Source organism: Streptomyces sp. NPDC041713, assembly GCF_055591085.1.
The window spans coordinates 159,718-182,258 of the sequence record NZ_JBVIZY010000012.1 but is presented as its reverse complement, the minus strand read 5'-3'; the positions used below and the strand labels follow the sequence as shown (position 1 = coordinate 182,258).

At 71.6% G+C, this 22,541-nt stretch carries 18 protein-coding genes; 16 read left to right on the top strand and 2 right to left on the bottom strand.

Annotated elements, in window-relative coordinates:
* Nucleotides 1-66: 66 nt before the first annotated feature.
* Together ACZ6CV_RS30485 and ACZ6CV_RS30480 are read left to right on the top strand one after the other, a co-directional pair.
* Nucleotides 67-1,518, top strand: coding sequence for a helix-turn-helix domain-containing protein (locus ACZ6CV_RS30485; RefSeq protein ID WP_469254190.1), 1,452 nt, complete (start codon nucleotides 67-69; stop codon nucleotides 1,516-1,518).
* A gap of 220 nt (nucleotides 1,519-1,738) precedes the next feature.
* Nucleotides 1,739-4,927 carry a M20/M25/M40 family metallo-hydrolase gene (locus ACZ6CV_RS30480; RefSeq protein ID WP_469254189.1) on the top strand — a complete coding sequence of 1,063 codons (3,189 nt, stop codon included), beginning with the start codon at nucleotides 1,739-1,741 and terminating at the stop codon, nucleotides 4,925-4,927.
* A gap of 110 nt (nucleotides 4,928-5,037) precedes the next feature.
* Here the strand turns inward: ACZ6CV_RS30480 and ACZ6CV_RS30475 are convergent, their stop codons facing one another.
* Nucleotides 5,038-6,705 (bottom strand): hypothetical protein, encoded by a 1,668-nt coding sequence (locus ACZ6CV_RS30475; RefSeq protein ID WP_469254212.1) that lies wholly within the window; start codon nucleotides 6,703-6,705, stop codon nucleotides 5,038-5,040.
* 181 nt (nucleotides 6,706-6,886) lie between these two features.
* On the bottom strand, nucleotides 6,887-9,094 hold the full coding sequence (locus tag ACZ6CV_RS30470) for an elongation factor G-like protein EF-G2 (protein WP_469254187.1): 2,208 nt from the start codon (nucleotides 9,092-9,094) through the stop codon (nucleotides 6,887-6,889).
* 258 nt (nucleotides 9,095-9,352) lie between these two features.
* Here ACZ6CV_RS30470 and pgsA point away from each other — a divergent pair, with 258 nt between their 5' ends.
* From pgsA to ACZ6CV_RS30400, 14 genes are all read left to right on the top strand, one after another.
* Nucleotides 9,353-10,024, top strand: a complete 672-nt coding sequence (gene pgsA, locus ACZ6CV_RS30465; RefSeq protein WP_469254186.1) for a phosphatidylinositol phosphate synthase — start codon at nucleotides 9,353-9,355, stop codon at nucleotides 10,022-10,024.
* The gene (locus ACZ6CV_RS30460; protein ID WP_355819057.1) at nucleotides 10,021-10,941 is read left to right on the top strand and encodes a phosphatidylinositol mannoside acyltransferase; all 921 of its coding nucleotides are present in this window, start codon (nucleotides 10,021-10,023) and stop codon (nucleotides 10,939-10,941) included. The genes pgsA and ACZ6CV_RS30460 overlap by 4 nt, the downstream gene beginning before the upstream one ends.
* On the top strand, nucleotides 10,938-12,101 hold the full coding sequence (locus tag ACZ6CV_RS30455) for a glycosyltransferase family 4 protein (protein WP_469254184.1): 1,164 nt from the start codon (nucleotides 10,938-10,940) through the stop codon (nucleotides 12,099-12,101). Before ACZ6CV_RS30460 ends, ACZ6CV_RS30455 begins: the two co-directional genes overlap by 4 nt.
* A gap of 318 nt (nucleotides 12,102-12,419) precedes the next feature.
* On the top strand, nucleotides 12,420-12,965 hold the full coding sequence (locus tag ACZ6CV_RS30450; protein WP_469254183.1) for a LemA family protein: 546 nt from the start codon (nucleotides 12,420-12,422) through the stop codon (nucleotides 12,963-12,965).
* 154 nt (nucleotides 12,966-13,119) lie between these two features.
* Nucleotides 13,120-14,034: a pyridoxal 5'-phosphate synthase lyase subunit PdxS gene (gene pdxS / locus ACZ6CV_RS30445; protein ID WP_469254181.1), complete on the top strand. Its 915-nt coding sequence runs from the start codon at nucleotides 13,120-13,122 to the stop codon at nucleotides 14,032-14,034.
* Nucleotides 14,034-14,651, top strand: coding sequence for a pyridoxal 5'-phosphate synthase glutaminase subunit PdxT (gene pdxT, locus ACZ6CV_RS30440; RefSeq protein ID WP_469254179.1), 618 nt, complete (start codon nucleotides 14,034-14,036; stop codon nucleotides 14,649-14,651). Before pdxS ends, pdxT begins: the two co-directional genes overlap by 1 nt.
* Before the next feature lie 80 nt (nucleotides 14,652-14,731).
* Entirely contained in the window at nucleotides 14,732-15,484 is a 753-nt protein-coding gene (locus ACZ6CV_RS30435) for a YebC/PmpR family DNA-binding transcriptional regulator (RefSeq protein WP_469254177.1), read from the top strand.
* Between the two features lie 125 nt (nucleotides 15,485-15,609).
* Entirely contained in the window at nucleotides 15,610-16,239 is a 630-nt protein-coding gene (ruvC, locus tag ACZ6CV_RS30430) for a crossover junction endodeoxyribonuclease RuvC (RefSeq protein ID WP_469254176.1), read from the top strand.
* Nucleotides 16,236-16,847 carry a Holliday junction branch migration protein RuvA gene (gene ruvA, locus ACZ6CV_RS30425; RefSeq protein ID WP_362371580.1) on the top strand — a complete coding sequence of 204 codons (612 nt, stop codon included), beginning with the start codon at nucleotides 16,236-16,238 and terminating at the stop codon, nucleotides 16,845-16,847. The genes ruvC and ruvA overlap by 4 nt, the downstream gene beginning before the upstream one ends.
* Nucleotides 16,848-16,900: 53 nt before the next feature.
* Nucleotides 16,901-17,998, top strand: a complete 1,098-nt coding sequence (gene ruvB / locus ACZ6CV_RS30420; protein WP_469254174.1) for a Holliday junction branch migration DNA helicase RuvB — start codon at nucleotides 16,901-16,903, stop codon at nucleotides 17,996-17,998.
* A gap of 196 nt (nucleotides 17,999-18,194) precedes the next feature.
* Complete coding sequence (gene yajC / locus ACZ6CV_RS30415; protein WP_469254172.1) at nucleotides 18,195-18,656, top strand: preprotein translocase subunit YajC; 462 nt, start codon at nucleotides 18,195-18,197, stop codon at nucleotides 18,654-18,656.
* A gap of 162 nt (nucleotides 18,657-18,818) precedes the next feature.
* On the top strand, nucleotides 18,819-20,585 hold the full coding sequence (gene secD / locus ACZ6CV_RS30410) for a protein translocase subunit SecD (RefSeq protein WP_469254170.1): 1,767 nt from the start codon (nucleotides 18,819-18,821) through the stop codon (nucleotides 20,583-20,585).
* A gap of 1 nt (nucleotide 20,586) precedes the next feature.
* On the top strand, nucleotides 20,587-21,711 hold the full coding sequence (gene secF / locus ACZ6CV_RS30405; RefSeq protein ID WP_469254169.1) for a protein translocase subunit SecF: 1,125 nt from the start codon (nucleotides 20,587-20,589) through the stop codon (nucleotides 21,709-21,711).
* Nucleotides 21,708-22,256 carry an adenine phosphoribosyltransferase gene (locus tag ACZ6CV_RS30400; RefSeq protein ID WP_469254167.1) on the top strand — a complete coding sequence of 183 codons (549 nt, stop codon included), beginning with the start codon at nucleotides 21,708-21,710 and terminating at the stop codon, nucleotides 22,254-22,256. Before secF ends, ACZ6CV_RS30400 begins: the two co-directional genes overlap by 4 nt.
* The last annotated feature ends 285 nt before the right edge of the window (nucleotides 22,257-22,541 follow it).

Genomic DNA, 22,541 nt, shown 5'->3' with positions numbered 1-22,541 from the left:
GAGGGTTGGAGGCGGTGGCCTCTCCTGCCACGCTCCTTCCAGGGAGCGCCCGGTCCGGGAGGGGTCATGGCCGTCGGCACGGCAGAGGCGGTCACCCCGGGGTGGGCGGAGTTCGGGCGGTGCTTGCGCTTCCACCGGCGGCGGGCCGGGCTCACCCAGCTCCAGCTGGGCCGGCGGGTGGGCTACCACCACAGCTTCATCAGCCGGCTGGAGGGCGGGCTGCGGGAGCCGCCGTTCGACCTGGTGGACCGGCTCGACGCGGTCCTGGGGACGGGCGGTCGGCTCGCCGCGGCCGTCGCCTCGCGGTCCCCGTCGTCGGAGGCGCCCGGCCCGCGCCTGACGGCGACCACGCTGTTCTCCCCGATCCCCGGGGCGGACGCCCCGGGTGACGAGGTCCCCGGCGAGGGACCCCTCGGTGACGAGGCGGCGCCGGACGCGCGGCTCTGGCCCGCGCGGCTGCCCGCCGAGGGACTCGCCTGCCCGCTGCACGGCAGGGTGGGCTGTGCGACGCCCGACCGGAGCTCGGTGGCGGAGCTGCTGACCGGGCTGACCGGGGCGTACGAGCGCGTCGGCGGGGTGGACGGCGCGGGCGGCGCCGAGGCGGAGCTGCTGCACGGTCTGACCGCCGCGCTGGCCTGTCTGATCCGCGAGGCGTTCGCCCACGTCACCGACGCCGGTGCGCACACCGTGGAACGGCTGCTGCGGGGCGTGGTCCGCTGGGCCGACGCGGTCAACGCCACGGGCCGGCTGCCGTACGGCCAGCTGCGGCTCGCCGCGCAGTACGCCCAGGTCGCCGGGCGGCTGCGGATGGAGCGCGGGCAGAGCGGTGTCGCCATGGCCTGGTTCGGGCACGGCCTGCGGTGGGCGGACGCCGCGCAGGACGCCGAGGCCCGCGCGACCCTCCTCAGTGACATGTCCACCCTGGTCCGGCTCGACGGGGACGCCGCGTCGATGCTCGGGTACGCGCAGGCCATCGGGGCGGTGGACGCCAAGCGGCGCTGGATGACGACGCTGGCCGACCTGTATCAGGCCCGTGCGTACGCGCTGCGCCACGACGCCGACGCCTGCAGGCGGCACATCGCCATGGCCCGGCGCAGATTCGCCCGCCTCGACGACCGGGACCGCCTCGAAGCGCCCTGGCTCTCGGGCGCGGAGGGCGTGCTGCGGCTGGAGTCGGCGATCGGCGGGGCGCTGCGGGACCTCGCGGCGGCGACGGGGGAGCGGGCGGTGGCCCGGCGCGCGATCGAGGCCACGGCCCGCTCGTACGCGCTGCTGCCGCCCGTCATGCACTCCACGCGCCTGCTCCTCACCCTGCGCCTCGCGGACAGCTGGGCGTGCGCGGGGGATCCGGTCGCGGCGGTCACCCTGGCGCTCCCCGTCGTCGAGGAGGCGGTGCGCGCACGGGAGTTGATGATCACGGTCGAGCTGCGCGGCCTGCACGACCGGCTGGCCGGGTGCTGGGGCGATCTGCCGGAGGTGCGGGAGTACCGGGAGCGGGTGCGCGGCGTCGCGGAGTGAGGCGTGGCGGGGCCGCCGCGCTTGCCAGTTCTTGACAGGGCGGGCCGACGGTCCGCAATCCGTTGACCGGGGGCCGGGCCGGTGTGAGGGTTCCGCCAGCCATGAGGGTGTCATGTCACCGCCAGTCCGGGACCGGAGTCGCGGGCACGACCGTACGGCCTGACGCGCACGTGCTCCCCCTGGCCCGACGGAGCCGCAACACCTCTCACAAGGAGCCGTGATGCTCAGACGAACCGCAGCGGCCGGGATAACCCTGGCCCTGGCACTCGCGGGGGTGACGGTACCGGTCACCCTCGCCTCGGCGGCCGACACCGCGCCCGCCGCGGGCAGGCCGGACCCCCTCGCCAGAGCCGTCGCCGCCGCCGACAAGGCGGTGCGCAGCGGTCTCGACTCGCTCGCCAAGGGGCCCGAGGAGCAGTACGACCGGAACCGGGTCACCCCGTGGGCCAAGGGCCTCTACTCGGTCGCGTACGAACGCACCTACCGCGGATTACCGGTGGTCGGCGGCGACGCGGTGGTGCTCGCCGACGGGGCGGGCAAGGTGCGGTCCGTGCAGTCCGCGACCGACGCCACGATCTCGGTCACCACCAAGGCACAGGTGAGCGCCGCGAAGGCGGTCAGGACGAGCCGTACGAAGCTGGCCTCGGTCAAGAAGGTCGACTCCAAGCGCCTCGTGGTCCGCGTCAGGAAGGACGCGCCCACGCTCGCCTGGGAGACCCGGCTGACCGGCCGCACCAAGGCGGGCGACCCCGGCAAGCTGCACGTGTTCGTCGACGCGCGCACCGGCAAGGTCATCGACACGTACGACGACGTGCGCTCGGGCAGCGGCCACAGCAAGTGGAACGGCCCCAATCCCCTGACCATCGACACCTCCAGGTCCGGCAACAACTACGTGCTGCGCGACACCACACGGCCGGGCCTGCAGTGCTCCAGCTACCAGGGCGGCGTCTTCACCAAGGCGACCGACGACTGGGGCACCGGCGACCCCAGCAGCCGCGAGACCGGCTGCGTCGACGTGATGTTCGCCGCGCAGAAGCAGTCGAACATGCTCAAGGAGTGGCTCGGCCGCAACGGTCACAACGGCAACGGCGGCAGCTGGCCCGTGAGCGTCGGCCTCAACGACCTCAACGCCTACTGGGACGGCTCCTCCGTCACCATCGGCCACAACAGCGCCAACCAGTGGATCGCCGGAGTGGACGTCGTCGCCCACGAGTTCGGCCACGGCCTGGACTCCTTCACCCCCGGCGGCGCGAACCACGAGAGCGGCCTGGGCGAGGCGACCGGCGACATCATGGGCGCCCTGACCGAGGCGTACATCAACGAGCCCGCCCCGTACGACACCCCCGACTACACCGTCGGCGAGATGATCAACCTCCAGGGGCGCGGCCCGATCCGGAACATGTACGACCCGAGCCGGGTCAACAACGACCCCAACTGCTACTCCGCCTCGATCCCGAACACCGAGGAGCACAAGGCGGCAGGCCCCATGAACCACTGGTTCTATCTGCTCGCCGAGGGCTCGAACCCCGGCGGCGGCAAGCCCTCCAGCCCCACCTGCAACAACCAGCAGGTCACCGGCGTGGGCGCCAAGAACGCCGGCAAGGTCTTCTACGGCGCCATGCTGCTCAAGACCAGCGGCATGACGTACAAGCGCTACCGCACCGCCACGCTCACCTCGGCGAAGAACCTGGACGCGAGCTGCGACCTGTTCAACGCCACCAAGGCCGCCTGGGACGCCATCAGCGTCCCCGCGCAGAGCGGTGACCCGAGCTGTTCCGGCCAGCAGAACGACTTCTCCCTCGGCCTCAGCCCGGCCTCGGGCCAGGTCGACGCGGGCTCCTCGGCCACCGCCACGGTCACCACCACGACCGTCACCGGCAGCGCCCAGCAGGTCACGCTGACCGCCGCGGGCGCGCCGACCGGCGTGAACGTCTCGTTCGACCCCGGCACCGTCACCTCCGGCGCCAGTTCCACGATGAAGGTCAGCACCTCGGCGTCCACCACGCCCGGCACCTACCCGATCACCGTCACGGGCACCGCGGGCACCAAGACGCACACCGTCCAGTACACGCTGACCGTCGGAGGCGGCGGCAACCCGACGCCCCCGCCGGACATCGACGTGGAGAAGGTGCGGGCGCACCTCACGCAGTTCAACACCATCGCCTCGCAGAACGGCGGCAACCGCCGCTCCACCGGCGCCGGTTACCGGGCGTCCCTCGCGTACGTCAAGGGCAAGCTGGAGGCCGCCGGATACCAGGTCACCGAGCAGAGCTGCGCCTCCGGCTGCACCACGGGCGCGGGCAACAACCTGATCGCCGAGTGGCCGCAGGGTGACGCGAACAACGTCCGCATGTTCGGCGCGCACCTCGACGGCGTCGCCGCCGGGCCCGGCATCAACGACAACGGGTCCGGATCCGCCACGATCCTGGAGGCCGCGCTGACCCTGGCGCAGAACAACCCGGCCATGAAGAACCGCGTCCGCTTCGCCTGGTGGACCGACGAGGAGCAGGGCCTGAACGGCTCGGACTACTACGCCGGTTCACTCTCGGCCACCGAACGCGCCAAGATCAAGGCGTACTACAACTTCGACATGGTGGGCTCCAGCAACGCCGGGTACTTCATCAACAACCTGACCTCCGCGGCCTCGGTGCCCCTGCGGGACTACTGGAACTCCCTCAACCTCGCGCCCCAGGAGAACGTCGAGGGACAGGGACGCTCCGACGACGCCTCCTTCCAGCGCGTGGGCATCCCCACCTCCGGCTACGCCACCGGCGCCTCGGCCGTGAAGTCGGCGGCGGAGGCCGCGAAGTGGGGCGGCACCGCGGGCCGTTCGTACGACGCGTGCTACCACTCCGCCTGCGACACCACCGCCAACGTCAGCGCCACCTCGCTCGACCGCAGCGCGGACGGCGTCGCGTACGCGCTCTGGAAGACGGCCGTCGGCGACAAGCCCGCCCCGACGGACGACTTCTCGCTCTCCGCCGACCCGGCCTCGGGCACGGTCGAGCCCGGTTCCGCCGCGAAGGTCACCCTCGCCACCGCCACGACCAGTGGTACGGCGCAGAAGGTGGGGCTCACGGCCTCCGGCGCCCCGGCCGGCGTGAGCGTCTCCATCAGCCCGGAGTCGGTGCTCTCGGGCGAGTCCGCGACGGCCACCGTCGAGGTCGGTCCGGGCACCGCGCCGGGCACCTACACGCTGACCTTCACCGGCAACGGGCAGGTCAGCCACACCACCACGTACACACTCACCGTGCCGGGCGGCGGCGAGACCACCTGGCAGCTCGGTGCCACCTACGCGGCGGGGGACGTGGTCAGCTACGAAGGCGTCCGCTACCGCTGCATCCAGGGCCACACCGCCTATCCGGGCTGGGAGCCGCCGAACGTGCCCGCCCTGTGGCAGGCCATCTGATCGCAGGCCCGCACCGGTAGCCGTGACAGGGGCTGCCGGTGCGGTACCCGGGGCGGTGGGCCGCACCTGGCCCGCCGCCCTTCGCCGTGCGCGGCGGCGCCGGGCCCGCGTCAGGCGTCGTACACGTCCGCCTTCCGCGGCATCGGGTCCTGGATCGCCCCGCTGAGGAAGCCGGAACGGGCACCGAACTTCTCGGTGTTCACGCCGTTCTCGTCGAGCACCTTGATCGCGGCCGAGTGCACCACGCGCAGCACCGGTGTGGCGGCGCGCAGCGCGTCGTCGGCCATGAAGCGGTGCCGCCACGGCTTGTCCGCCCAGGCGTGCCGCAGCCCGAAGGGCTCGGGCAGGACCAGCCGGCCGCCGAGGTAGTCGAGCAGCGGCGGATACCAGGTGAAGGGGGCGCGGACCGCGAGCCGCACCACCTCGTCCGCGTCGATGAGCGGGAGATTGCGGACGGTGGTCTCCCAGAACTTGATCGGCTTGGCGACCGTCTTCGTCTTGGGGGAGGGCTTGGTGGTGAACAGCGAGTGCACCGGGCCGAGGGCGTGGCCCGTGACCTCGATGCGCAGCGTCTCGTGCAGCACGGTCACCGTGATCAGCATGGTGATGACCAACTGGCCGTCCCAGAGCGTGAACTGCACGCCCAGATAGTGGCGGTTGCCGCTGCCGAACTGCTGTTCGTTGCAGATGCGCTGTATCTCGTGGCCGCGGATCTGGAAGGCCTCGACGTCCGTGCCGGTGGGGCGGGCGACCGCCTTGGCGTTCTCCCCGATGGGGGAGACGATCCAGTGCTTTATGTCCGGGGTGGGGAAGCCGCCGGTGTGCAGCGGGCCACGCTCCAGCATGCGCAGCTGGTCGTGCACCGCGCGTATGACATCCCAGCTGCGGAAGGGGTGGATCTCCTTGTCCGGGTCGGCCGGCACCAGCTCCTCGGCCAGCTGCCAGCTGCCCCAGCGCGTGCCCATGCCCAATATGCCCTTGGGCCCCGCGTAGAACACGGAGTTGCTCTGCTGCTCCGCGGAGAGCCTGGCCAGCCCCTGGCGGAGCCGCTCGGCGGCCGTCTCGCCGGGGCTGCCGGGCACCGCCTCGGGGATCTTGGCGCCGATGCCGCCGCCCGCCAGCAGGCTCGACCAGCGCTCCCGCAGGTCCCGGGCGGTGCGCTCGGCGATCTGCTTGGACCAGAACCAGCCCACCACCGGCAGCACGATCGCCGCGCGCAGATACCAGGCCCAGAAGCCGCCGAACGGCAGCTTGAGCAGGGCGAGCGCGGCCAGCACGCCCACCGCGACCAGCACGGCCGTGGCGAGCGCGCCCGCGCGTTTGTCGTCGCTCTTGGCGACCTGCCGCCTGATGGTGAAGACGACCAGCCACAGCAGCAGCCCCGGCAGGAAGAGCACCCCGCACAGGACCATTACGGCGGTCAGCCAGCTGTCGCGCTCCTTGCGGATGCGGCTCGCCGCGAGGCAGTGCTCGACGACCGCCTGCGGCTCCGTCCCGAACGACTGGATCAGCGGACTGCGGCCGCCGCCCAGCATCCGCACCTGCACGGTCCGCGCGAAGGCCTCGCCGAGATTCGGCTTGAAGAGCTTGAAGAGGCCGGGCTTCACCTCGGACGTGTGCCACTCGGTGTTGGCCGCGAGGATGCTGTCCACATCGCCGTCGCGGTACGCGGCCGAGGCCAGGGCCTGGGTCGCCGCCGTCTGCCCAGCGGTGCCCGAGAGCGGGACCTGGGCCCCGGGCCTGAAGTCGAATACATCGTCCGCCACTGCCGCCCCCATCGCCGCGACGCCTTCGCTGCTGCGGCTCTTCCCGACTTCCTTGTCCGGCACACCTGTTGCCGACCGGCACATCCGTTGATCAGGTCATCAGCGTATCCGGGCGCACCGACATCCGTCAGGGGACGGCCGAATGCCGCCCGCCGCCGCGCAGGGGACGGGCGGGTCCGCGCCGGTGGGTCAACTACGGGGTGCGCTGCGCCTGTTCACGGATCTTCTCGGAGAGCTGAGCGGGCATCGGCTCGTGCCGTGCGTACGTACGGCTGAAGCGCGCGGTGCCCTGCGACAGGGAGCGCAGATCCACCGCGTACCGGCCGATCTCGATCTCGGGGACCTCGGCCCGCACCAGGGTCCGCCCACCGGGCGCCTGCTCGGTGCCGACCACCCGGCCGCGGCGGCCCGACAGGTCGCTCAGCACCGCTCCGACATGGTCGTCGCCGACGAGCACCCGCACCTCGGCGACCGGTTCGAGCAGATGGATCCGCGCGCCGGACGCGGCCTCGCGCAGCGCCAGCGCGCCCGCCGTCTGGAACGCGGCGTCGGAGGAGTCCACCGAGTGCGCCTTGCCGTCGAGCAGCGTGATCCGCACGTCGATCAGCGCGTACCCGGCGGCGACACCCTTGGCCGCCTGGGCGCGCACGCCCTTCTCGACGGACGGGATGAACTGCCGCGGGACGGCGCCGCCGACGACCTTGTCGACGAACTCGATGCCGCTGCCGCCCGGCAGCGGCTCGACCTCGATCTCGCAGATCGCGTACTGGCCGTGCCCGCCGGACTGCTTCACATGACGGCCCCGGCCACCGGACCGGCCCGCGAACGTCTCGCGCAGGGACACCTTGTGCGCCACCACGTCGACCTGTACGCCGTACCGGCTGCGCAGCCGCTCCAGGGCGACGTCCGCGTGCGCCTCGCCCAGGCACCACAGGACCACCTGGTGGGTGTCCTGGTTCTGTTCGAGCCGCATCGTCGGGTCCTCGGCGACGAGCCGCGAGAGGCCCTGCGACAGCTTGTCCTCGTCTGCCTTGCTGTGGGCCTGGATGGCCAGCGGAAGGAGCGGGTCGGGCATGTCCCAGGGCTCCATCAGGAGCGGGTCGTCCTTGGCGGAGAGGGTGTCACCGGTCTCCGCGCGGTGCAGCTTGGCCACGCACGCCAGGTCGCCCGCGACACAGTGGGTGAGCGGGCGCTGCTGCTTGCCGAAGGGGGAGGAGAGCGCGCCGATCCGCTCGTCGACGTCGTGGTCCTCGTGGCCCCGGTCGGCCAGGCCGTGCCCGGAGACGTGGACGGTCTCGTCGGGGCGCAGGGTGCCGGAGAAGACCCGGACGAGCGAGATCCGGCCGACGTACGGGTCGGACGCGGTCTTCACGACCTCGGCCGCCAGGGGGCCCTCCGGGTCGCAGCTCAGCGCGGGCCTGGGCTTGCCGTCCGGGGTGGTCACGGCCGGCGCCGGATGTTCGAGCGGGGTCGGGAAGCCCCCGGTGATCAGCTCCAGGAGCTCGACGGTGCCGATGCCCTGGCGGGCGCCCTCGGCGGCGGGGGCCGCGGCGAGCACTGGGTGGAAGATGCCGCGCGCCACGGCCCGCTCCAGATCGTCCACGAGGGTCGTGAAGTCGATGTCCTCGCCGCCGAGGTAACGGTCCATGAGGGACTCGTCCTCGCTCTCGGCGATGATCCCCTCGATCAGTTTGTTGCGCGCCTCCTCGATCAGCGGCAGATGGTCCTCGCCCGGCTCGGACTCCTTGCGCTCCCCGGAGGCGTAGTCGAAGACCCGCTGCGACAGCAGCCCGATCAGGCCGGTCACCGGGGCGTGGCCGTCCGGCCCCTGCTCGCCGTGGAGCGGCAGATACAGCGGCAGCACGGCGTCGGGGTCGTCCGCGCCGAACGCCTGCGCGCAGGTGCGGGTCATCGCGGTGAAGTCGGCGCGCGCCGACTCCAGGTGGGTGATCACGATGGCCCGTGGCATGCCGACCGCCGCGCACTCCTCCCACACCATGCGCGTCGCGCCGGTGATGCCCTCGGCGCCCTCCGCCGCCGAGACGACGAAGAGGGCCGCGTCCGCCGCGCGCAGACCGGCCCTCAGCTCCCCGACGAAGTCGGCGTATCCCGGTGTGTCCAACAGATTGACCTTGTGCTCGCCCCAGGTGACGGGGGTCAGGGACAGCTGCACCGAACGCTGCTGCCGGTGCTCTATCTCGTCGTGGTCGGAGAGGGCCGTGCCGTCCTCGACGCGGCCCGCCCTGTTCACCGCCCCCGCGGTGAGCGCGAGGGCCTCCACCAGGGTCGTCTTGCCCGAACCGCTGTGGCCGACCAGCACCACATTCCGCAAGGACGCGGGGTGGTCGGCCGATGCTGCCCTGCCGGCGGCTCCGGGGTGTGCGTTCGCCTTGTCGCCCATGCCTTGCCTCCCGGTCACGTGCACGGTGAGGAGGCTCAGCCCCCTCGGGGATGCTGGCTGCTCGCGGACGCGCGGGGGCCGAGTGCGGGGCGGCACCGGCGGCGCCCGTCATGCAGTCGAGCTTTCCACTCCGGTCACTGTGCGTCCATACGTCGTACGCGATCGTGAGGGGGCGAGCCGGGCGGTCAGGGGCGTGACTACGATGGGTCGGCCGGTGGCCAACGGGGCCGCACGGCGCACCGAACCCTCGGGAAGGCCATGCTGAACAAGTACGCGCGTGCATTCTTCACGCGTGTCCTCACGCCGTTCGCCGCGTTTCTCATCCGCCGCGGGGTCAGCCCCGACGCGGTCACCTTCATCGGCACGGCCGGTGTGGTGGCGGGAGCGCTGGTCTTCTTCCCCCGGGGTGAGCTCTTCTGGGGCGTGATCGTCATCACGTCGTTCGTCTTCTCCGACCTCGTCGACGGCAACATGGCCCGCCAGCTGGGCCGTTCCAGCCGTTGGGGCGCGTTCCTGGACGCGACGCTCGACCGGGTGGCCGACAGCGCGATCTTCGGCGGCCTCGCCCTCTGGTACGCCGGATCGGGCGACGACAACATCCTCTGCGCCGTCTCCATCTTCTGTCTGGCCAGCGGCCAGGTGGTCTCATACACGAAGGCACGCGGCGAGGCGATCGGTCTGCCCGTCGCCGTCAACGGACTGGTGGAGCGCGCCGAGCGCCTGGTGATCACCCTGGTCGCCGCGGGCCTCGCGGGCCTGCACAAGTTCGGTGTGCCCGGCATCCAGATCCTGCTGCCCATCGCCCTGTGGATCGTCGCGGCCGGCAGCATGGTGACCCTCGTCCAGCGCGTCGTGACCGTGCGCCGGGAGTCCGCGGAGGCGGACGCCGCCGCGGCCGCCGGGGCGCAGGAGAGTGAGGCCGCGCAGTGAAGGACCGACTCACCGACGCGCTGTACGGCCTCGGCTGGAGCACCGTCAAGAAGCTGCCGGAGCCGGTCGCCGAGCGCCTGGGCCGCACCATCGCCGACACCGCGTGGAAGCGCCGCGGCAAGGGCGTGCTGCGCCTGGAGTCCAACCTCGCGCGCGTGGTGCCCGACGCGAGCCCCCAGCGCCTCGCGGAGCTCTCCAAGGCGGGCATGCGCTCCTACCTGCGGTACTGGATGGAGTCCTTCCGGTTGCCCTCCTGGAGCAGGGAGCGCGTCAGGGACGGCTTCGACGTCAAGGACGTCCACCACCTCACCGACGGGCTCGCCGCCGGCAAGGGCGTGATCCTCGCGCTGCCGCACCTGGGCAACTGGGACCTCGCGGGCGCCTGGGTCACCACGAAGCTGGAGACCCCGTTCACCACGGTCGCCGAGCGCCTCAAGCCCGAGACGCTGTACGACCGCTTCGTCGCCTACCGCGAGAGCCTCGGCATGGAGGTGCTCCCGCACGAGGGCGGCGCCGCCTTCGGCACGCTGGCGCGGCGGCTGCGCGCGGGCGGCCTGGTCTGTCTGGTCTCGGACCGGGACCTGTCGTCCTCCGGCGTCGAGGTGAAGTTCTTCGGGGACACCGCTCGGATGCCCGCGGGCCCCGCCCTGCTCGCCCAGCAGACAGGCGCGCTGCTGCTCCCCGTCACTCTGTGGTACGACGATTCCCCCGTCATGAAGGGCCGCGTCCACCCGCCCGTCGAGGTCCCCGAGACAGGCAACCGGGTCGAGAAGACGTCCGTCATGACACAGGCGCTGGCCGACGCCTTCGCCACCGGTATCGCCGACCACCCGGAGGACTGGCACATGCTGCAGCGTCTGTGGCTCGACGACCTGGAGCCCCGCGCCGGGACGGACCGGGCGGGGGAGTCCCGTTGAGGATCGGCATCGTCTGCCCGTACTCCTGGGACGTGCCGGGCGGCGTCCAGTTCCACATCCGCGATCTGGCGGAGCACCTCATCCGCCTCGGGCACGAGGTCTCCGTCCTCGCCCCGGCCGACGACGAGACCCCGCTCCCGTCGTACGTGGTGTCGGCGGGACGCGCCGTTCCCGTCCCGTACAACGGCTCCGTGGCCCGCCTCAACTTCGGCTTCCTGTCGGCCGCTCGGGTGCGGCGCTGGCTGCACGACGGCACCTTCGACGTCATCCACATCCACGAGCCCGCCTCGCCCTCCCTCGGCCTGCTCACCTGCTGGGCCGCGCAGGGCCCGATCGTCGCGACGTTCCACACGTCCAACCCGCGCTCGCGGGCGATGATCGCCGCGTACCCCATCCTGCAGCCCGCCCTGGAGAAGATCAGCGCGCGCATCGCGGTCAGCGAGTACGCCCGCCGTACCCTCGTCGAACATCTGGGCGGTGACGCGGTCGTCATCCCCAACGGCGTCGACGTCGACTTCTTCGCCGACGCCGAGCCGAGGCCCGAGTGGCAGGGGGAGACGATCGGCTTCATCGGCCGCATCGACGAGCCCCGCAAGGGCCTGCCGGTCCTCATGAAGGCCCTCCCGCAGATCTTCGCCGAGCGCCCGAACGCCCGCCTGCTGGTGGCGGGCCGCGGCGACGAGGAGGAGGCGGTGGCCTCACTCCCCGCCGAACTCCGCTCCCGGGTCGAGTTCCTCGGCATGGTCAGCGACGAGGACAAGGCGCGGCTGCTGCGCAGCGTCGACCTGTACGTGGCGCCGAACACCGGCGGCGAGAGCTTCGGCATCATCCTGGTCGAGGCGATGTCCGCGGGCGCGCCGGTGCTGGCCAGCGACCTGGACGCGTTCGCCCAGGTCCTGGACCAGGGCGCGGCGGGCGACCTCTTCACCAACGAGGACGCGGAGTCCCTCGCCAAGTCGGCGATCCGCCTCCTGTCCGACCCCGAACGCCGCGAGGGCCTGCGCGAACGAGGCAGCGCCCACGTACGCCGCTTCGACTGGACGACGGTAGGCGCGGACATCCTCGCGGTCTACGAAACGGTGACGGACGGCGCGGCGTCGGTCGCGGAGGACGACAGGGCGGGCCTGCGGGCGAGGTTCGGGCTGGCGCAGAGGGGCTGAGGGGGCTTCGACGGCCGGCTTGGTTTTTCAGCCCGTCCGGCGTTTGAGGACGAGCGCGCAGCGCGACTGCGGTGCGGAGGTGCGGGGTACGTGTCCCAGCCCGTCCGGCGTTTGAGGACGAGCGCGCAGCGCGATGGGCGGTACGGGGGCGGGTGGGCGCACCATGTCAGCCCGTCCGGCGCTTGAGGACACGCGCGGAGCGCGCCAGGGGGCTCGGGGGCGAGGCCCCCGAAGACGGCACCTTGGACCACCGCGCCCCGAGACTCCCCAAGGCGCCCCCGCCCGCTAACGCGCCCCCGCCCGATACCCTTGCCGCCCGTGACCTCGACACTGATCTGGATCGCCGCCGCCCTCTTCGCGATCGGCCTCTACCTGAGCTGGACCGCCGGCCGGCTCGACCGCCTGCACGCCCGCATCGACGCGGCCCGCGCCGCCCTCGACGCGCAACTGCTGCGCCGCGCCTCGGTCGCCCAGGAACTGGCCACCTCCGGCGTCCTCGACCCCGCCGCGTCGATCGTGCTCTACGAGGCGGCGCACGCGGCCCGGCAGTCCGAGGAGGAGCACCGCGAGGTCGCCGAGAGCGAGCTCAGCCAGGCGTTGCGGGCCATCTTCGGCGAGGTCCAGCAGGTCGAGGCCGTACGCGATGCGCCGGGCGGCGACGAGGCGGCCACCGAGCTCGCCGCGGCCGTCCGCAGGGTCCCGATGGCCCGCCGCTTCCACAACGATGCCGTACGCGCCGCCCGCGCCCTGCGCCGCCACCGCACGGTGCGCTGGTTCCGGCTCGCCGGCCACGCACCGTTCCCGCTGGCCTTCGAGATGGACGACGAACCCCCGGTGGCCCTGGCCGACCGCGCGGGCGGCTGACCCGGCGGCCCCCACCCGTACCCCCTCCACGCCCCTGACCTGCCACATCACAAAAAAATGAGCCACCGGTGACCCATTGGCCCTTGCTGTGGCCTGGTGGCCGGGCGTTTCCTCGTGGACGTAGCAGCCGTCTCCGTCGAGTGAGGTCAACCCCGTGTCCAGCACCCCCGCCAGCAGCAACCAGACGCCCGAGACCGGCACCGCACGCGTGAAGCGCGGCATGGCCGAGCAGCTCAAGGGCGGCGTGATCATGGACGTCGTCAACGCCGAGCAGGCGAAGACAGCCGAGGACGCCGGCGCGGTCGCCGTCATGGCGCTGGAGCGGGTGCCCGCCGACATCCGCAAGGACGGCGGCGTGGCCCGGATGTCCGACCCGAACATGATCGAAGAGATCATCGAGGCCGTCTCGATCCCGGTCATGGCCAAGTCCCGCATCGGCCACTTCGTCGAGGCCCAGGTCCTGCAGTCCCTCGGCGTCGACTACATCGACGAGTCCGAGGTCCTCACCCCGGCCGACGAGGTCAACCACAGCGACAAGTTCGCCTTCACGACCCCGTTCGTGTGCGGCGCCACCAACCTGGGCGAGGCCCTGCGCCGCATCGCCGAGGGCGCGGCCATGATCCGCTCCAAGGGCGAGGCCGGCACCGGAAACGTCGTCGAGGCCGTCCGCCACCTGCGCCAGATCAAGAACGAGATCGCCCGCCTGCGCGGCTACGACAACAACGAGCTGTACGCCGCCGCCAAGGAGCTCCGCGCCCCCTACGAGCTGGTCAAGGAGACCGCCGAGCTGGGCAAGCTCCCGGTGGTCCTCTTCTCCGCCGGCGGCGTCGCCACCCCCGCCGACGCCGCCCTGATGCGCCAGCTCGGCGCCGAGGGCGTCTTCGTCGGCTCCGGCATCTTCAAGTCCGGCGACCCGGCCGCCCGCGCCGCCGCCATCGTGAAGGCCACCACCTTCTTCGACGACCCGAAGGTCATCGCGGACGCCTCCCGCAACCTCGGCGAGGCCATGGTCGGCATCAACTGCGACACCCTGCCCGAGGCCGAGCGCTACGCGAACCGGGGCTGGTGATGACCGCTCCCGGAGCCACCCCCGTCGTGGGCGTCCTCGCCCTCCAGGGGGACGTACGGGAGCACCTGATCGCCCTGGCCTCGGCGGACGCCGTGGCCAGGCCGGTCCGGCGCCCCGAGGAGCTCGCCGAGGTCGACGGCCTGGTCATCCCCGGCGGCGAGTCCACCACCATCTCCAAACTGGCCACCCTCTTCGGCCTGATGGAGCCCCTTCGCGCGCGCGTGCGTGACGGCATGCCGGTCTACGGCAGCTGCGCGGGCATGATCATGCTCGCCGACAAGATCCTCGACCCGCGCTCGGGCCAGGAGACGGTGGGCGGCATCGACATGATCGTGCGGCGCAACGCCTTCGGGCGGCAGAACGAGTCCTTCGAGGCGGCCGTCGACGTCTCGGGCGTCGAGGGCGCCCCCGTGGAGGGCGTCTTCATCCGCGCGCCCTGGGTCGAGTCGGTCGGCGCCCGGGTCGAGGTGCTCGCCGAGCACGAGGGCCACATCGTCGCCGTGCGCCAGGGCAACGCGCTCGCCACGTCGTTCCACCCCGAACTGACGGGTGACCATCGCGTCCACGCGCTGTTCGTGGAGATGGCGCGGGGGAACGCGCGCGCGGGATCCTTGTAGGATCTCCGGGGACCGTCCCGGGGCCTTAAGGTCTGGGAGAGTTCTTACTGGTTGTTGGGTAACGCGAAGGAGACAGGCAGATGTCCGGCCACTCTAAATGGGCTACGACGAAGCACAAGAAGGCCGTGATCGACGCCAAGCGCGGCAAGCTCTTCGCGAAGATGATCAAGAACATCGAGGTCGCGGCCCGCACCGGCGGCGCCGACGTCTCGGGTAACCCGACCCTCTTCGACGCCATCCAGAAGGCCAAGAAGAGCTCGGTCCCGAACAAGAACATCGACTCCGCGGTCAAGCGCGGCGCCGGTCTCGAGGCCGGTGGCGCCGACTACGAGACGATCATGTACGAGGGTTACGGCCCGAACGGCGTCGCGGTGCTCATCGAGTGCCTCACCGACAACCGCAACCGTGCCGCGTCCGACGTCCGCGTCGCCATGACCCGCAACGGCGGCTCGATGGCCGACCCGGGCTCCGTCTCGTACCTGTTCCACCGCAAGGGCGTCGTGATCGTGCCCAAGGGCGAGCTGGGCGAGGACGACGTGCTCGGCGCCGTCCTGGACGCGGGCGCCGAAGAGGTCAACGACCTCGGCGACACCTTCGAGGTGCTCAGCGAGGCCACCGACCTGGTCGCGGTCCGCACCGCCCTCCAGGAAGCCGGCATCGACTACGACTCGGCCGACGCCAACTTCGTCCCGACCATGCAGGTCGAGCTGGACGAAGAGGGCGCCCGCAAGATCTTCAAGCTGATCGACGCCCTGGAGGACAGCGACGACGTGCAGAACGTCTTCGCCAACTTCGACGTCTCCGACGAGGTCATGGCGAAGGTCGACGCGTAGGCGCTCCGCACAGACCTGCGCCCCGTGCGGGGTGCGAACGGGCCGACGGGACACACCCCCGTCGGCCCGTCGCGTTGTCAGAGGGACCCGATAGCCTGCACGGACAGGCGATGGGAGGGGCTAACGTGCGCGTGCTGGGGGTCGACCCGGGACTCACCCGGTGCGGTGTCGGGGTGGTCGAAGGAGTGGCGGGCAGGCCGCTCGCGATGCGCGGCGTCGGCGTCGTCCGCACGCCCGCCGACGCCGAGTTGGGCCATCGGCTCGTCGCCATCGAGCAGGGCATCGAGCAGTGGCTCGACGAGCACCGGCCCGAAGTCGTCGCCGTGGAGCGCGTGTTCAGCCAGCACAACGTCCGTACGGTGATGGGCACCGCCCAGGCCAGCGCCGTCGCCATGCTCTGCGCCTCGCGCCGCGGCATCCCCGTCGCCCTGCACACCCCCAGCGAGGTCAAGGCCGCCGTCACCGGCAGCGGCCGCGCCGACAAGGCCCAGGTGGGCGCGATGGTCACCCGCCTCCTGCGGCTCGACGCGCCGCCCAAGCCCGCCGACGCCGCGGACGCCCTGGCCCTGGCCATCTGCCACATCTGGCGCGCCCCCGCACAGAGCCGTCTGCAGCAGGCGGTCGCCCAGAACCGCCTCCAGCAGGCCGTGGCCCGGCACGCCGCACAGACCGCCGGAACCACCCCCGCGCCGACCACCCCCACCCGGAACCCCAGGGCCACGGCCCCGACAGCACAGAAAGGCCGTACCCCATGATCGCCTTCGTCAGCGGCCCGGTCGCCGCCCTCGCCCCCGATGCGGCGGTGCTCGAAGTGGGCGGCATCGGCATGGCCGTCCAGTGCACGCCGAACACGCTCTCCACGCTCCGCGTCGGCCAGCAGGCCAAGCTCGCCACCTCCCTGGTCGTCCGCGAGGACTCCCTCACGCTCTACGGCTTCGCGGACGACGACGAGCGCCAGACCTTCGAGCTGCTGCAGACCGCGAGCGGCGTCGGCCCGCGCCTGGCCCAGGCCATGCTTGCCGTGCACAGCCCGGACGCCCTGCGCCGCGCGGTCTCCACCGGTGACGAGAAGGCGCTCACCGCCGTCCCCGGCATCGGCAAGAAGGGCGCCCAGAAGCTCCTCCTGGAGTACAAGGACCGCCTCGGCGAGCCCCTCGGCACCGGCGGCCCCGCCATCGGCACCGCCGTCACCTCCGGCTGGCGCGACCAGCTGCACGCCGCCCTGATCGGCCTCGGGTACGCCACGCGCGAGGCCGACGAGGCCGTCGCCGCCGTCACCCCGCAGGCCGAGGCCACCGAAGGCACCCCGCAGGTCGGCCAGCTCCTCAAGGCCGCGCTCCAGACCCTGAACCGCACCCGCTAGCCCCGGGCACGCACACCCGCCAGCCCCTAGAACCGCATCGCGAGGCACACCGCATGAACTGGGACGACACGACCGACGACGCCGACGCCACGGCCGACCGGCTCGTCGGGCCCGCCGCGGAGCGGCTGGTGGAATCCGTCGCCGACGGCGAGGACCAGGCGGTCGAGGCCGCCCTGCGCCCCAAGGACCTGGGCGAGTTCATCGGGCAGGAGAAGGTCCGCGAACAGCTCGACCTCGTCCTGCGCGCGGCCCGCGCGCGCGGCGCCACCGCCGACCACGTGCTGCTCTCCGGCGCGCCCGGCCTCGGCAAGACGACCCTCTCGATGATCATCGCCGCCGAGATGGGCGCCCCGATCCGCATTACCAGCGGCCCCGCCATCCAGCACGCGGGCGACCTCGCCGCGATCCTCTCCTCCCTCCAGGAGGGCGAGGTCCTCTTCCTCGACGAGATCCACCGGATGTCGCGGCCCGCCGAGGAGATGCTCTACATGGCGATGGAGGACTTCCGCGTCGACGTCATCGTGGGCAAGGGCCCCGGCGCCACCGCCATCCCCCTGGAGCTGCCGCCCTTCACCCTGGTCGGCGCCACCACGCGCGCGGGCCTGCTGCCCCCGCCGCTGCGCGACCGCTTCGGCTTCACCGCCCACATGGAGTTCTACGAACCGGCCGAGCTGGAGCGGGTCGTGCACCGCTCCGCCCAGCTGCTCGATGTGGAGATCGACCCCGACGGCGCCGCCGAGATCGCGGGCCGCTCGCGCGGCACGCCCCGTATCGCCAACCGTCTGCTGCGCCGCGTCCGGGACTACGCCCAGGTCAAGGCCGACGGATCGATCGACAGGGACATCGCGGGCGCGGCCCTCGCGGTCTACGAGGTCGACGGGCGCGGCCTGGACCGCCTCGACCGCGCCGTCCTGGAGGCCCTGCTCAAACTGTTCGGCGGCGGGCCCGTCGGTCTGTCGACGCTCGCGGTCGCGGTGGGGGAGGAGCGCGAGACGGTCGAGGAGGTGGCGGAGCCCTTCCTCGTACGGGAAGGACTGCTCGCCCGCACCCCGCGCGGCCGCGTCGGCACCCCCGCGGCGTGGGCGCACCTCGGCCTCGTCCCCCCGCGTCAGGCGGGCGGAAAGGGACAACAGGACCTGTTCGGGACGTGATAAGGACGGTAGGGCACCGCGGGCGAGAGGCAACGGCGCGGAGAGTCGACCCCTCAGGAACTGCGGTGCCATGCTGAGCGTTGTTCGTTAGGTGCGGACTCGCTTAGACTCCGCCGATGCCGCCCTTGCGGGTGGCGTACCCACCCCCATCCCCATGGCCGCTTACCTGCGCGGTCTGCGAAGGAAACTCCGTCCCGTGAATATCGTGACCCTCCTCCCCTTCATCGTGCTCATCGGGGCCATGTTCCTGATGACCCGGTCTGCCAAGAAGAAGCAGCAGGCCGCCGCGCAGATGCGTAACGAAATGCATCCCGGCACCGGCATCCGCACGATCGGGGGCATGTACGCCACCGTCAAGGAGGTTCACGACGAAGCCGTCCTCCTTGAGGTGGCCCCCGGTGTCCACGCCGTTTACGCGAAGAACTCGATCGGTGCCGTCCTCGACGACGACGAGTACAACCGCATCGTGCACGGCACCGAGGACGACCTGAAAGAGGACACCCCCGTCGTTCCGGACGACGCCTCTTCCCTGACCGAGACCGACGAGCCCGCCGACGCTTCCGACGACTCGCCCATCGACCTCGGCAAGAAGGACGCGGCCGCCGGGGCCGACGACGCGGAGCCGAAGAAGACCGACGGCGAGTCCGACGCGAAGTAGTCACGACCGGGGCCCGTGGGGCGCGCCGCTCGCGCTCCTCGGGCCCCGGATCACGTGCATTTCGCGCCGAATCTCGACACCACTTCATGGCCGCCCGCCCGGACCTCCGACGCTTACGGGGGAAGACCGGACGCCGGGCGGTTGGACAGGGAGAACGAGAAGGTGGCAGCACCGAAGAAGGGCCGAAGGCAGAGCGCCCCGGGCAAGCCGGGACGCTCTCTGGTCTTCATCCTGATCGCCCTCGTGGCGCTGACCGGGGGAATGTTCCTCTCCGGGCACACCACGCCGCGCCTGGGCATCGACCTCGCCGGCGGCACGAGCATCACGCTCGAGGCCAAGAACGAGCCGGGCCAGAAGGACGCGATCAACCCGACCAACATGAACACCGCGGTTGACATCATCAACAACCGCGTCAACGGTCTGGGTGTCTCCGAGGCCGAGGTTCAGACCCAGGGCGACAAGAACATCATCGTCAACATCCCCAAGGGTTCGAACGAGAAGCAGGCGCGCGAGCAGGTCGGCACGACCGCTCAGCTCTACTTCCGTCCGGTGATCACGCAGGCCCCCGGCCAGCCCCAGCCCGACCCCTCCGCCAGCCCCTCGTCCGGTACGGACAAGGAGAAGGGCAAGGACAAGGGCAAGGACGAGGCCACCGACAAGGCCACGGACAAGGCGAACTCCCCGTCCGGCGACCCGTCGCCGCAGGGCCGCGCCGTCAGCGAGGCCCTGAAGGCCGACCCGACGCCGTCGGACAAGGCCAAGGACGGCCAGGACGGCAAGAAGAACGACAAGGCGCCGACGCCGGACCCGGCCACCGCCAAGCTGCAGGAGAAGTTCACCAAGCTCGACTGCACGGACAAGAAGGCCCGCGCCGAGGCCGGCCGCGGCGTGAAGCCCTCCGACCCGACGGTCGCCTGCGGCAAGAGCCCCGACGGCAAGACGTGGGACAAGTTCATCCTCGCCCCCGCCGAGCTGAACGGTAAGGACGTCGACGACGCCAAGGCGGCCATCAGGCAGGAGACCGGTGCCTGGGTCGTCAACATGGAGTTCACGAAGGGTGGCTCCAAGAAGTTCTCCGAGGTCACCAGCAAGATCAAGACGCAGCAGCCGCCGCAGAACCAGTTCGCGATCGTCCTCGACGGCGAAGTGGCCTCGGCGCCCAGCGTCAGCACGACCCTGAACAGCAACGCCGAGATCTCCGGCAGCTTCGACCAGGAGTCGGCGAAGGACCTCGCCAACATCCTGTCGTACGGCGCCCTGCCCCTCACCTTCCACGAGCAGAGCGTCACGACGGTCAGCCCCGCCCTCGGCGGCGAGCAGCTCCAGGCCGGCCTCATCGCGGGCGCCATCGGCCTCGCGCTCGTCATCATCTACCTGGTGGCGTACTACCGCGGCCTGTCGCTCATCGCCATCGCGAGCCTCCTGGTCTCCGCGGCGCTGACGTACACGATCATGACGCTGCTCGGCCCGACCATTAAGTTCGCGCTGAACCTGCCCGCGGTGTGTGGTGCGATCGTCGCCATCGGCATCACGGCGGACTCGTTCATCGTGTTCTTCGAACGCATCCGTGACGAGATCCGCGAGGGCCGCACGCTGCGTCCCGCCGTCGAGCGGGCCTGGCCGCGCGCCCGGCGCACCATCCTGGTCTCCGACTTCGTGTCGTTCCTCGCCGCCGCCGTGCTCTTCGTCGTCACGGTCGGCAAGGTGCAGGGCTTCGCGTTCACGCTCGGCCTGACCACCCTGCTCGACGTCGTGGTGGTCTTCTTCTTCACCAAGCCGCTGATGACGCTCATGGCGCGCAAGAAGTTCTTCGCGAGCGGCCACAAGTGGTCCGGCCTCGACCCGAAGCGGCTCGGCGCCAAGCCCCCGCTGCGCCGGTCCCGCCGCACCGCTCCCCCCGCCGGCCCTGTCGACCCGAAGGAGGCGTGAGATGTCGAAGCTCGGCAATCTCGGCGCCAGGCTCTACCGCGGTGAGGTCGGCTACGACTTCGTCGGCAAGCGCAAGATCTGGTACGGCATCTCGATACTGATCACCATCACGGCCATCGTCGGCCTGGCGGTGCGCGGCCTGAACATGGGCATCGAGTTCGAGGGTGGCGCCGTCTTCAACACCCCGAAGACCAGCGTCTCGGTGGCGCAGGCCGAGGAGTCGGCGGAGAAGGCGTCCGGTCACGACGCGATCGTCCAGAAGCTGGGCGGCGACAAGCTCCGCATCCAGATCGCGGGCGTGGACATCAAGAAGTCCGACCAGATCAAGCGGGCGCTGGCCGAGGACCTGGACGTGAAGGCCGGCGACATCGACGCCGACCTGGTGGGCCCCAGCTGGGGCGAGCAGATCGCCAACAAGGCCTGGCAGGGCCTGGCGATCTTCATGGTCCTGGTGGTGATCTACCTGGCCATCGCCTTCGAGTGGCGCATGGCCCTGGCGGCGCTCATCGCGCTCATCCACGACATCACCATCACCGTGGGTGTGTACGCACTGGTCGGCTTCGAGGTCACCCCCGGCACGGTGATCGGTCTGCTGACCATCCTCGGTTATTCGCTCTACGACACGGTCGTGGTCTTCGACAGCTTGAAGGAGCAGTCGAAGGACATCACCAAGCAGACCCGGTGGACGTACAGCGAACTCGCCAACCGCAGCATCAACGGCACCCTGGTGCGCTCCATCAACACCACGGTCGTCGCGCTGCTCCCGGTGGCGGGCCTGCTCTTCATCGGTGGCGGCGTGCTCGGCGCCGGCATGCTCAACGACATCTCGCTGTCGCTGTTCGTCGGCCTCGCGGCCGGTGCGTACTCCTCGATCTTCATCGCCACGCCGCTCGTCGCCGACTTCAAGGAGCGCGAGCCGCAGATGAAGGCCCTCAAGAAGCGGGTGCTCGCCAAGCGCGCGGCGGCCGCGGCCAAGGGCGAGTCGGCGGAGGCGCCGGAGTCCGCCGCTGACGAGTACGCGCGGGACGAGGAGCTCGGTGACGCCGCTCCGGCGGTCGTCGGGCCCCGTACGCAGCCGCCGTCCCGCAACCGCGGCAAGGGCCGCCCCTCGGGGAAGCGCCGATGACCGAGCTCGCAGACGTCACGGAGCTGCTCGTCAGCCGCATCCGTGACGTGCCGGACTACCCCAAGCCGGGCGTGATGTTCAAGGACATCACCCCGCTCCTTGCGGACCCGGCCGCGTTCTCGGCGCTCACGGACACGCTGACCGACCTCAGCGTGCGGCACGGCGCCACGAAGATCGTCGGTCTGGAGGCCCGGGGCTTCATCCTCGGCGCCCCGGTCGCGGTCCGCGCCGGGCTCGGCTTCGTCCCCGTACGCAAGGCGGGCAAGCTGCCCGGAGCGACGCTCAAGCAGGCCTACGACCTGGAGTACGGCAGCGCCGAGATCGAGGTGCACGCCGAGGACCTGGCCGCGGGCGACCGCGTCATGGTCATCGACGACGTCCTCGCCACCGGCGGCACCGCGGCGGCCTCGGTGGAGCTCATCCGCCGCTCGGGCGCCGAGGTGGCCGGGGTCGCGGTTCTCATGGAGCTCGGTTTCCTCGACGGCCGGCAGCGGCTCGAGCCCGCCCTCGCCGGGGCGCCGCTGGAGGCGCTGATCACCGTCTGAGACGGCTCGCGGCACGACGCGACGGGCGCCCCGGTACCTGCCGGGGCGCCCGTCGCCGTTTCGGCCGGTTCCCGCTCTGGACCCGGCCCACGCGGGGACCCGGACCGCGACGGGCACCGCACCGGGCGGACCGACGGACGCCGGCGGCGGTGACCGCGGGAATCCACCGATCGTCCCGCACGTTTCTCCAGTACAGAGGCGTCCCACCGGCCGAAGGCGACCCTGCGGCCCAGGATCGATACCATGGGTTCTTCGGGGCCTGACCGGGGGACCCGGATCGCGCAC

Excerpts from the sequence above, each read along its gene's own strand:
- secF (WP_469254169.1), top strand. The coding sequence starts at position 20,587 with ATGTCGAAGCTCGGCAATCTCGGCGCCAGGCTCTACCGCGGTGAGGTC.
- pdxT (WP_469254179.1), top strand. The coding sequence starts at position 14,034 with ATGACCGCTCCCGGAGCCACCCCCGTCGTGGGCGTCCTCGCCCTCCAG.
- ACZ6CV_RS30475 (WP_469254212.1), bottom strand. The coding sequence starts at position 6,705 with ATGGGGGCGGCAGTGGCGGACGATGTATTCGACTTCAGGCCCGGGGCC.
- pgsA (WP_469254186.1), top strand. The coding sequence starts at position 9,353 with ATGCTGAACAAGTACGCGCGTGCATTCTTCACGCGTGTCCTCACGCCG.
- ruvB (WP_469254174.1), top strand. The coding sequence starts at position 16,901 with ATGAACTGGGACGACACGACCGACGACGCCGACGCCACGGCCGACCGG.
- ruvA (WP_362371580.1), top strand. The coding sequence starts at position 16,236 with ATGATCGCCTTCGTCAGCGGCCCGGTCGCCGCCCTCGCCCCCGATGCG.
- ACZ6CV_RS30480 (WP_469254189.1), top strand. The coding sequence starts at position 1,739 with ATGCTCAGACGAACCGCAGCGGCCGGGATAACCCTGGCCCTGGCACTC.
- ACZ6CV_RS30470 (WP_469254187.1), bottom strand. The coding sequence starts at position 9,094 with ATGGGCGACAAGGCGAACGCACACCCCGGAGCCGCCGGCAGGGCAGCA.
- ACZ6CV_RS30435 (WP_469254177.1), top strand. The coding sequence starts at position 14,732 with ATGTCCGGCCACTCTAAATGGGCTACGACGAAGCACAAGAAGGCCGTG.
- ACZ6CV_RS30485 (WP_469254190.1), top strand. The coding sequence starts at position 67 with ATGGCCGTCGGCACGGCAGAGGCGGTCACCCCGGGGTGGGCGGAGTTC.
- ACZ6CV_RS30400 (WP_469254167.1), top strand. The coding sequence starts at position 21,708 with ATGACCGAGCTCGCAGACGTCACGGAGCTGCTCGTCAGCCGCATCCGT.